We start from the raw sequence: 9,942 nt of genomic DNA, 5'->3' as shown, positions 1-9,942 counted from the left end.
GGCGATGTCGCCCAGCACCCCGCGTCGAACCGACCTGGCCAGGAACCCGGGGGGCGCGGGAGTGGGCAGTGGCGACACGGTGGTCGCGCCCAGCAGTCGCTTGGCCACCAACTCAGCGGAGATGAGGCAGATCGGCATGCCGATTCCTGGCACTGTGGATGCCCCCACGTACATCAGGTTGGGCACCTTGCGCGAGACGTTGCCCGGCCGGAACGCGGCGGACTGGCGCACCGTGTGTTCGAGCCCGAGCGCGGTGCCGCGCCATGCGCTGAGTTCGGTGGCGAAGTCGGAAGGTGCCGTCACTCGGTACAGGGTGGTGCGCTCGCGCAGGTCTGGAATCGACGCCCACGCCGCCACCTGGTCGAGGTAGCGCCACGCGTATTCCTCCAACTGCGCGCGGCTGGCTGGCGTGGCACCCAGCTCAGGGTCCGCCGGGAACGGCACCAGCATGTAGAGGTTCTCGTGGCCAGCGGGCGCCGCATCTGGATTGGTGGCCGTCACGCGCGACACGTACACCGACGCGGGGAAGGGCGGCTTCAGGGCACCGTCGCCCACGATCGCGGCGAAATTGGCCTCCCAGTCGCGAGAGAAGAACATGCTGTGGTGAGCGAGCTCCGGGAGCTCGCCGCGCACGCCCGCATACACGAGCAGTGCGCTCACTCCAGGCTGGCGCTTGGCCCAGCGGCGCTCTGGTTGCCACTGGTACTTGGGCTCCAGGAGCGCGGTCTCGGTGTGGTGCATGTCGGCCCCGGAGACCACCACGTCGGCCTCGATCGTCTCGCCCCCGGCGATCTCGACGCCCCTAGCAAGGCCGTCGTCGCCCACCAGGATGCGGGTGACATCCGTACCCGTTCTGATCTGGGCGCCGTGGTCGATTGCGAGCGACTCGATCGCGCGGATCACCTGGTACATCCCACCGCGCGGGTACCGCACCCCGTCCGTGAGGTCCAGGTGACTCATGAGCGAGAACAGCGACGGCGTACGCGCGGGCGAGGAGCCGAGAAAGACGGCGTGGAATCCGAGAATCTTGCGCAGGCGCTCGTCCCGCACCCGGCTCGCGACCTTGGCGCCAAGGGAGCGGGTCAGCAGGGACGCCAGCAGCGGCAACCGGCGTAGCACGGTGGCGTTGGGCACCTTGTCGACCCGTTCGAAGGTCGTGTACAAGAAGCGGTCGAGAGCCAACTGGTACAGCTCGCGGGACTCCTTGGCGTACTCGCGCATCGCGTCGCCGTCGCCAGGCGACATCTCGTTGAAGCGCGCGTAGTTGGCGTCGGGGTCGGCCACCACATCGAGCACCTCGCCGGGGCCCTCCGCGTCGTCGCCCTCGAAGAACACCCGGTAGCGGGGGTCAAGGTCGATGAGGTCGAGTTGTGCGTCTGAGGACGTGCCCATGAGAGCGAAGAACTGGTCGAAGGCCTCGCGCATGAGGTACCACGACGGGCCGGTGTCCCACGTGTAGCCGTCGTGCTCCCACAGCCCCGCTCTGCCGCCGACGCTGGCGTGGCGTTCCAGCAGCGTCACCGTGGCGCCGCCCCTGGCGAGCAGTCCCGCCGTCGCCAGGCCGCCGATGCCGCCGCCGATGACGACGACCCGCGGCGCACCCGATATGGTCATGCGATCCTCCTCGCGGCGTTGATCCCAGGACAGGCATTGCGCACGGCGTACGCCGCCTTCACGGGGTTGGCTACGCGAATGCGCGTGGTGCACAGCTTCTGGGCTGGAGTGCGTTCGATGTGGCGTAGCAGCCGAGAGTAGATGTCGATGGTGGTGGCGACGCCGATGCGCGCGCGGCGGGGCAGGGCGGGAAGGCATGCCTCCGCGGCGCGAATATCCGCCCGGCAATCGTCGACAAGGGTGGCCAGTGCGGCGTCGTTCAGGCTGGCGGCGGTCACGCCGGGAAAGTACGACCGGCCCAGCTCGCCATCGTCCACCGCAAGGTCCCGCAGAAAGTTGATCTTCTGATACGCGGCACCCAGGCGCCGGGCACCCTCGCGCACCTCGGACGGCACCTCCCTGGGGCCGGTCTCCGTGTTGAGGAACACGGCCACGCACATCTCGCCAATGACCTCTGCCGAGCCGTACACGTAGCGGTCAAAGCTGGCCTGAGTGTGCTCCGCGGTGTCCAGGTCCATGCGCATTGACGCAAAGAACGGTTCCGTGAGGTCACGGCTGATACCCACCTGGCGGGCACTCAACGAGAAGGCATGCGCCACGAGGTTGGCGCTGAACGCGCTGTCGAGGGCGGAATGGACGTCTCGCTCGAAGCCATCGAGCATCGCACGCGCGTCCTCGCCCCTGTAAGTGTCGACGATCTCGTCCGCGACGCGCACCATCGCATAGATCGACCGGATGTGAGTGCGCATGGGCGGGGTCAGCAGCCTGGTGCCGACCCCAAAGGAGGTCGAGTACCGGGCCAACACCGCGGCGGCCGCAGCGTGGGCCGTGTCGTCATACAGGCGCAGCGACGTGGCGTTGTCGTGGTGTACGCGTCCCCCGACCCCCGGCTCGGAGGCCGTCACGACGAACGCTCCTCGAGCGAGTCGATCAGCCCGATGAGGTAGCCGGACAATGGCGCGGAGATCCGCTCGGAGGCGATGCGCCTGGCGATGCGCGCATGCTGGCGGGCCACCTTGAGGGAGCGGGCGCGCGCACCAGACTCGACGAGCACGCGGCGCACCGCGGCCGCTCCTTCCTCGTCGAGGTCGGGGTTGCCCACAGCGGAGCGCAGCACCTCCCGCCCGGCGTCGTCCGTGCCGTGAAAGCCCAGCCTGAGCAACTCTGTGCGCTTGCCGGAGCGCAAGTCGGACAGTACGGACTTGCCTGTCACGGCCGAGTCGCCGAACACGCCGAGGTCGTCGTCAACCAACTGGAATGACAATCCCAGGGAGGCCCCCAATCGCTCCATATGGCTCACCATCGTCGGGTCGGCGCCCGCCAACTGTGCGCCGGCGCGTAGCGGCACCACGCACGAGTAGGTGGCGGTCTTGAGTTCCGCGACCAGCAGCGAATTGGCGTCCGCGGGGTCGATCAGGTCGCCGTACATGTCGAGCAGTTCGCCAGCGATCGTGGTGCGAATGGCCCTGGTGACCAGGTCGAGGCACGCCAGCCGGTGGTGAGCTGGCAGGGGCGCACGCGAGATGAGGTCGTAGGCAGAGGACAGGGCGAGGTCGCCGCCCAGCAGCGCGGCTGCGAGCACGTGATCGTCCACTTGGGTGGGGCTGAGCCGAGAGCTAGCGAGTTCTGCCCGCCGCGTGCCCGCCACGTTGGGTCGCCCCCGACGCACCTCGTCGTGGTCGAGTACGTCGTCGTGGACGAGCATCGCCAGGTGCAGCATCTCCATGGCGGCGGCCACGGGCAGGATCGCGTCGTCATCCTCGCCCCCGAGGCCCGCATACGCGGCGAGGGTGAGGGAGGGGCGAAGGTTCTTGCCGCCGCCGAACTGGACGCCGAGCGTTTGCCACAAGTTCCTGTAGTCGGGACCGGCGGCTGGCAACTCCGCCGTCGCGGCGATGACATGGTCATCGAGCGTCGCCTGCACCGCCTCGAGGCGCGCGGTGACGTACTCCTGCAGGGCGTCGGTCGTGAGCAGCGCGGTCATAGTGCCTGATAAGACGTTGGCGAACTCGCAGTCATTCCCGCGCGGCAGGACAATCTGTGCGCGCGTGCGCGTTCGGGTGACCCTCGCTCGCACGACTGCATGGGCGGCTCCCTTGCTCCACCACCTATGCTACGCGGGCATCGCCCCAGGTTCCTCGCGAGGGGACGATGCTCGCCACCGCGAAGTTAGGGTCCCGGGGACGTCGTCGGCAGTGGCCCTTCCGAGACCGTGATGGTGACTGTCGTGCCGACCGCCACCTTGATGCCTCCCGATGGATTCTGGGACATCACCTCGCCAGAAGGCACGGTGAGGGAGTTCTCCTCGTTCACGTTCGTCTGCAGCCCGGCATTGGTCAGCGCGTTTGTCGCTTGCGACTGGGTCATGCCGACTACGTTGGGAACCTCGACGGTGGTGGGGGCCTGTGCGACCTTGATAGTGACCGTAGAGCCCTGATTGACCAACCCCGGCAGCGGGTCTTGCTCGATCACGGTTCCGGGGTCCGCCTCAGTCGTTTCGACATCCTCCGCGTTGCCGGTGAGGCCGAGCTCAATGAGTTGCTGCTGCGCCTCCGACTCGGTGGAGCCGCGCAGTTCAGGGAGTTCGACCTTTCCATCCGAGACGTACAGCGTGATCTCGGTGCCAGGGGCCACCACCTGGCCCGCGGCAGGCTCCGTCTTGGTAGCTCGATCCACCGCAATGTCGGGATCGTGGTCCTCCTCGAAGGTGGTGACCACCAGCCCGGCCTCCTCGAGGTCCGTGATGGCGTCCTCGCGGGTCATGCCCCGCACCTCAGGCACCTCGACCTCATCCGGGCCGGTGGAGACGTAGACCGTGACCTCCGGGTCGGTCTCTGGGTCCACTTGATCGCCAGCCGGCGGATCGGTCCGAATCACCAGACCCTCGGCGACGTCTGCCGACATCTCTTCCTCGAAGACGGGCTCGAGGCCCAGCGCGGTCAGGCGGGTCCCGGCGGTGTCCTGCTCAACTCCCGCGAGAATCGGCACCGTGACGAGTGTGGCGGTCGGTTCCGGCTCGCCGCCGTCGTTGCCGAGCATCGAGAACAGCGCCCAGATGACGAGGATGAGGCCTACTACCGCCGCCGCGGCAATGCCGATCTGGATGAGGAGGCGTCGACGGGGATCGTCCTCGACCAACTCCTCGTCGGTGACGATCGTGCCGGTGGAGGGGGGTCGCACGGACGGAGGCGGCCCTGGGGGGCCGCCCATGACCGAGCCCCAGCCGCCACCAGCTGGCATGACCGCTGTCGCGCCGGTGCCGGGCGTGTAGGGGTAGGCGCCGTCGTCGGCAGGCATGATCGAGGTCGCGTCGGAGCCGTCGGGGCCACCGCTCTGTGCACCGGCTGCGGCACCCGCCGCGGCGACTCCAGCGGCCCCCACGCCCCACGCGGCAGAGCCGACGGGTGTGGTTCCGGTGCCGGGCGCAGGGCTACCACCCATGGCGCGCTCCAAGTCGGCGGCAAACTCCTGGGCGGTGGAGTAGCGGGCGTTACGGTCCTTCTGGAGGGCCTTGCCCACCACGGCGTCAAGCTCGGCAGGAACGTCGGAGGCGAACTGGGAGGGTCGCGGTGCTTCTTCTCGCACGTGCTGATACGCGACGGAGACGGGCGAGTCGCCCATGAAGGGGGGGCGGCCCGTCAGCAGTTCGAACAGCAAGCAACCGGTGGAGTACAGGTCGGAGCGAGCGTCGACGTTCTCGCCCCGCGCCTGTTCGGGCGAGAGGTATTGGGCGGTGCCGACGACGGCCTGAGTTTGCGTCATCGTCTGCCCCACATCGGCGAGTGCGCGGGCAATCCCAAAGTCCATGACCTTGACGGCGCCGGTGGGCGTGAGCATCACGTTCGCGGGCTTGATGTCGCGGTGGACGAGCCCGGCGTGGTGCGCGTACTCGAGGCCCGACAGCACGCCCAGAGTGATCTCGACGGCCTCTTCGATGGGGGCAGCCACGTCGCCCTTGAGGATGTCACGGACCGTGTGACCCTCGACGTACTCCATGACGATGTAGGGCACGGCCTGGACGGCCCCGCTCTCGCTGGGCCGGTGGTCCTCGCCGGTGTCGTACACGGCCACGATCGAGGGATGGTTGAGCCCGGCTGCCGCCTGAGCTTCGCGGCGAAAGCGGGTCTGGAAAGAGGGGTCGCGTGCGAGGTCGGCTCGCAGAATCTTGATGGCGACGTTGCGGCCGAGGCGCGTGTCATAGCCGATGTGGACCTCGGCCATCCCGCCGCGGCCGATGAGGTCGCCGACCTCGTACCGGCCCGCTAGGAGCTGTGGTTCGTCGTTCATCATGTTCCTTGCCTGTAGCCCGGAGGGCACGTTATCTAGCGCTTATTGTGGCATTCCCGCTAGCTATGGCGTTTCGACGGCGCGTCGGGACGCTGTCGGTAGCGTGTGGGAGCGATGGATGGTGGCATCACGCGTGGGGGTGCGTGGCCAGTTCTTCTGGGGGCAATGGCTTCTGGCGCTCCGCGTTCGCGAGCGTTCCTTTCAGCCTTGGTTGGCAGTCGCAGCTCCTTGAGAGTGGCCGCCAGTTCGAGGGCGGTGCGCGGTCGACGCTTGGGGTTCTTCTCCAGCAGATCCATGATGAGCGCCGCCAGCGGGGGCGACACCGTGGACGGGATTGGTGGCACGGCCTCGTTGACCTGGGCGATGGCGATGTCCACTGGCGACGATGCGGTGAAGGGTCGTCTTCCCACCACCGCCTCGTAGGCAATGATTCCCAGCGCGTACAAGTCCGATGCAGCGGTGGCTGGTTTGCCCAGCGCCAGCTCCGGCGCGAGGTATTGGGCAGTGCCCATGACCATGCCAGTGGCGGTCAACGTGGTCTGGTCGTGGCTGCGTGAGACGCCAAAGTCGGTGATCTTGACGTGATCCTCGCCCTCGATCAGGAGGTTGCCCGGCTTGATGTCGCGGTGCATCACTTGTGCCTGGTGCGCGACGTGCAGACCTTGACACGTGCCGATCATCATGCGAACCAGCCGGTGCTCCTCCACGGTGTGTTCACGCTCGAGCACGGTAGACAAGGGCTCGCCCTCCACCAGCTCCATCACCAGATAGGCGGTGCCAGCCTGATCCCCGTAGTCGAAGACCTGAGCGATATTGGGGTGCATCAGTCCGGCGGCGTTCTTGGCCTCGTTGCGGAAACGCTTCAGGAAGGTCTCGTTGCTTTGCGCCTCCTCCTTCAGCACCTTGACGGCGACGGGTCGGTCCAGTTCGCTGTCCACCCCGCGCCACACTTCTCCCATGCCGCCCACCGCGAGCAAGGAGCGCAGCACGTAGCGGCCGCCGAGCGTCGTGCCCGATTGCATCTGCATCAACTCCCCCCTGCCGCGCTATCGATCGCTGCCTGAATGACGGCCCTCGCGATGGGGGCGGAGACCCTGCCGCCCGTCGCCTCGTTGCCGAGGTCCCCGCCATTCTCGACCAGAACAGCCACAGCCACCACTGGATCATCGGCCGGGGCGAAGGCGACGAACCACGTGTGAGGAGCCGCGTCAGTGCCGGTTTCTGCCGTGCCCGTCTTGCCGGCCACGGCGACGCCGCTGATCCGGGCGTTGCTCCCTGTCCCTTCAGCGACCACCCCTTGCATCATCGCGTTGAGCGCGCCGGCCGTGTCCCTGCTGAGCGATGAGGACAACGTCTCAGGAGAGGTGTGCTCGATGACGCGCAGGTCCGGCGACCGCACCGTGGAAACCAGGTAGGGCTTCATCAGTTGGCCATCGTTGGCGATGGCGGAGGCCACCATGGCCATCTGGAGCGGGGTGGCGCGCACGTCGAACTGCCCGATGGCTGACTGCGCGATCTGAGGCTCGTTGGGGCTGTCCGGCAGCCGGGACGGCGTCACTACGAGGGGGATCTCCAAGGACTGCCCCCATCCGAACTTGGCTGCGGTGCGCTCGATGACGCCCCAACCCAGGCGCATTGCGAGGTCAGCAAAGGCGGTGTTGCAGGATACCCGGAGCGCCTCCGCGAGCGAGATGTTGTCGGTGGGGCCGCATCGTGTGCCGCCGTAGTTGCTGATCGTGGCCGTGGTGCCAGGCAGTTCCAACTCTTGCGGAGCGTAGATCAGGGTATCTGGCGTGTACCCGGAGTCGAGCGCTGCCGCCGCGATGATGAGCTTGAAGGTCGACCCCGGCGGGTAGGTGTCCCCGCCGATGGCACGATTGATGAGTGGGTCCGTCTGGTCGGCCACGAGCGACGAGTAGATGCGGTTGGCCTCTGACGACGAGTGCACGGCCAAAGTGGTCGGGTCATAACTCGGCGTGGACACCATCGCGAGGATGGCCCCCGTGCGGGGGTCGATCGCCACGACGGCACCCCGCTTGCCCGCCATCGCGTCGTACGCCGCGCGCTGCACGTCGGCCTTGATCGTCAACTCGACCGAGGCGCCTTCCTGTTCCTGCCCCGCGAAAAGCTCGCCGAGGCGCGTCCAGAAGAGGGCGTCGGCGCTGCCGTCTAGGAGCGCGTTCTGCGTGGACTCCAGGCCCGAGCGGCCGGGGCCGATCGAGTAGTAGCCGGTCACGGGTGCGTACAGCGGGCCGTCGGTGTACGTGCGCTGGTAGTTGAAGGGGTCATCCACCGGCACGGAGCGCACCACGGCTTGGCCGTCCACGATGATGGGCCCTCTGAAGGAGCCGAACTGGCGGTACAGCGTGCGGACGTTGCGGGGGTCCTCTCCCAACTCTCCCGCCTTTGCGAATTGCACCCACGACGCGGCGACCATGAGGGTCAGGAACAGCAACAGGGTCACCACCGACAGGCGACGAATCGGCTCGTTCATGCCGCCACCTGTGCCGCTCTGGCACTGTCGGCAGCACCGGCGCGGGCCAAGTCGGAGATGCGCAACAGCAGTGCTATTGCCAGCCAGTTGGCGATCATCGAGGATCCGCCATACGCGAGGAAGGGGGTGGTGAGGCCGGTCAGGGGGATCACGCGAGTCACGCCACCGACCACGACGAACAGTTGCAGCGCCATCGCGAAGCCCAGGCCAGCCGCGACAAGCTTGCCGAAACCGTCGCGCACGCCGATGGCGGCGCGCAGCGCCCGCTGCACCACCACCAGGTACAGGGCGAGGATGGCCATGAAGCCAGTGAGTCCGAGTTCTTCGCCGAGCGAGGCCATGATGAAGTCGGACTCCGCGTAGGGCACGAGCGCAGGCGAGCCTTCACCCAGGCCGGTGCCGAACAGGCCTCCAGAGGCCATGCCAAACAGACCCTGTACCAGTTGGTAGGAACGGCCCGAGTCGTAAACGGTGAAGTCGAGGGCGTTCAGCCACGCGTCGTAGCGGGCGCCCACGTGAGAGAAGAGGGTCCCGGCGATCACGGCCCCCACGGCGAACAAACCCATGCCGACGATCACCCAAGAGATGCGTTGAGTCGCGATGTAGAGCATCGCGACGAACAGGCCGAAGAACAGCAACGAGGCACCAAGGTCGCGTTCGGCGACCTGGACAAGGAGCGCGGCGGCCCACACGACGAGGATGGGTCCCAGGTCGCGCGGCCGAGGCAGGCGAATCCCCAACACCTTAGGTCCCGCGAGAGCGAGGGTATCCCGGTGGGAGACCAGGTACCCGGCGAAGAAGATGACGAATGCGATCTTGGCAAACTCCCCTGGCTGCAAGGAGCGTCCGAACAGTGACACCCAGATGCGCGCCCCATTGACCTCGAGTCCGATGCCAGGAGCGAGGGGAAGCAGCAGCCCTATGAGGCCGAGGGCCCCGGCCGTGTACGTGTAGCGGCGTAGCAGCCGGTGATCGGGGAGCACCGCGACCACGATGAGCGCTGCCACGATGCCGATGACCGCCCACATCATCTGGGCCTGGGCGAAGTGGGTCTCGCGGCCGCGGTCGAGGTACGCGAGGTCGATGCGGTGGATCATGGCCAGACCCAAGCCGTTGAGGGCGAGAATGGCGGGCAACAGGACGGGGTCCGCATCGGGCGCCTTGAGGCGAATCACCACGTGCGCGGCGGTCGCGATGGCGACAACTGCCATCGCGTAGGCGGCGAGGGAACCGTCGATGCCAGGACCAGCATTCGCGTCCACGAACGCCCTCGCGGCGATCGCTATGGCGCACGCGATCGCCAACAGGACGGCCTCCGACCGGCGCCCCACGCGCACGGAGACCTCGAGGACCGTCGCCACTAGCCGTCGTCCTCGAGAGAAGCCACGATGTCGCGCGCCTCGTCGAGGTCGGAGGTGCGGATCGAGGAGTCAACGCGTTCCCGCTCGTACGGCGCAAGCGAGTCGACGGAGACGGTGGTCGACTCGACGACGTGGTGCAGCGTGACGGGGCCAAGAGACTGCGGGATGCCGCGGTAGATGGCAACC

Annotated in this window: 7 protein-coding genes and 1 pseudogene; all 8 read right to left on the bottom strand. The window is 67.5% G+C overall.

Annotation, left to right across the window (positions count from 1 at the left end; genetic code table 11):
* Positions 1–1,614: phytoene desaturase family protein (crtI, locus tag QZZ33_RS06595; protein ID WP_291378974.1), on the bottom strand; the 1,614-nt coding region annotated here is incomplete at its 3' end.
* A complete protein-coding gene (locus QZZ33_RS06590) occupies positions 1,611–2,519 on the bottom strand; it encodes a phytoene/squalene synthase family protein (RefSeq protein ID WP_291378973.1) in 909 nt (302 codons plus the stop codon). The genes QZZ33_RS06590 and crtI, both read right to left, overlap by 4 nt.
* Complete coding sequence (locus QZZ33_RS06585; RefSeq protein ID WP_291378972.1) at positions 2,516–3,598, bottom strand: polyprenyl synthetase family protein; 1,083 nt, start codon at positions 3,596–3,598, stop codon at positions 2,516–2,518. The genes QZZ33_RS06590 and QZZ33_RS06585 overlap by 4 nt, the downstream gene beginning before the upstream one ends.
* A 185-nt stretch (positions 3,599–3,783) precedes the next feature.
* Positions 3,784–5,904 carry a Stk1 family PASTA domain-containing Ser/Thr kinase gene (gene pknB / locus QZZ33_RS06580; protein ID WP_291378971.1) on the bottom strand — a complete coding sequence of 707 codons (2,121 nt, stop codon included), beginning with the start codon at positions 5,902–5,904 and terminating at the stop codon, positions 3,784–3,786.
* A 56-nt stretch (positions 5,905–5,960) separates the two neighbouring features.
* Positions 5,961–6,929: a serine/threonine-protein kinase gene (locus QZZ33_RS06575; protein WP_291378970.1), complete on the bottom strand. Its 969-nt coding sequence runs from the start codon at positions 6,927–6,929 to the stop codon at positions 5,961–5,963.
* The gene (locus QZZ33_RS06570; RefSeq protein ID WP_291378969.1) at positions 6,929–8,395 is read right to left on the bottom strand and encodes a penicillin-binding transpeptidase domain-containing protein; all 1,467 of its coding nucleotides are present in this window, start codon (positions 8,393–8,395) and stop codon (positions 6,929–6,931) included. Before QZZ33_RS06570 ends, QZZ33_RS06575 begins: the two co-directional genes overlap by 1 nt.
* Positions 8,392–9,756 carry an FtsW/RodA/SpoVE family cell cycle protein gene (locus tag QZZ33_RS06565; protein WP_291378968.1) on the bottom strand — a complete coding sequence of 455 codons (1,365 nt, stop codon included), beginning with the start codon at positions 9,754–9,756 and terminating at the stop codon, positions 8,392–8,394. The genes QZZ33_RS06570 and QZZ33_RS06565 overlap by 4 nt, the downstream gene beginning before the upstream one ends.
* Positions 9,756–9,942 (bottom strand): annotated as a pseudogene (locus tag QZZ33_RS06560) (serine/threonine-protein phosphatase); the annotation flags it as partial. The pseudogene QZZ33_RS06560 and the gene QZZ33_RS06565, both read right to left, overlap by 1 nt.

The sequence above is a fragment of the Demequina sp. genome (assembly GCF_016278775.1).
GTDB lineage: Bacteria > Actinomycetota > Actinomycetes > Actinomycetales > Demequinaceae > Demequina.
The sequence above is the reverse complement of the archived record's forward strand: the minus strand, read 5'-3'. Positions and strand labels throughout refer to the sequence as shown.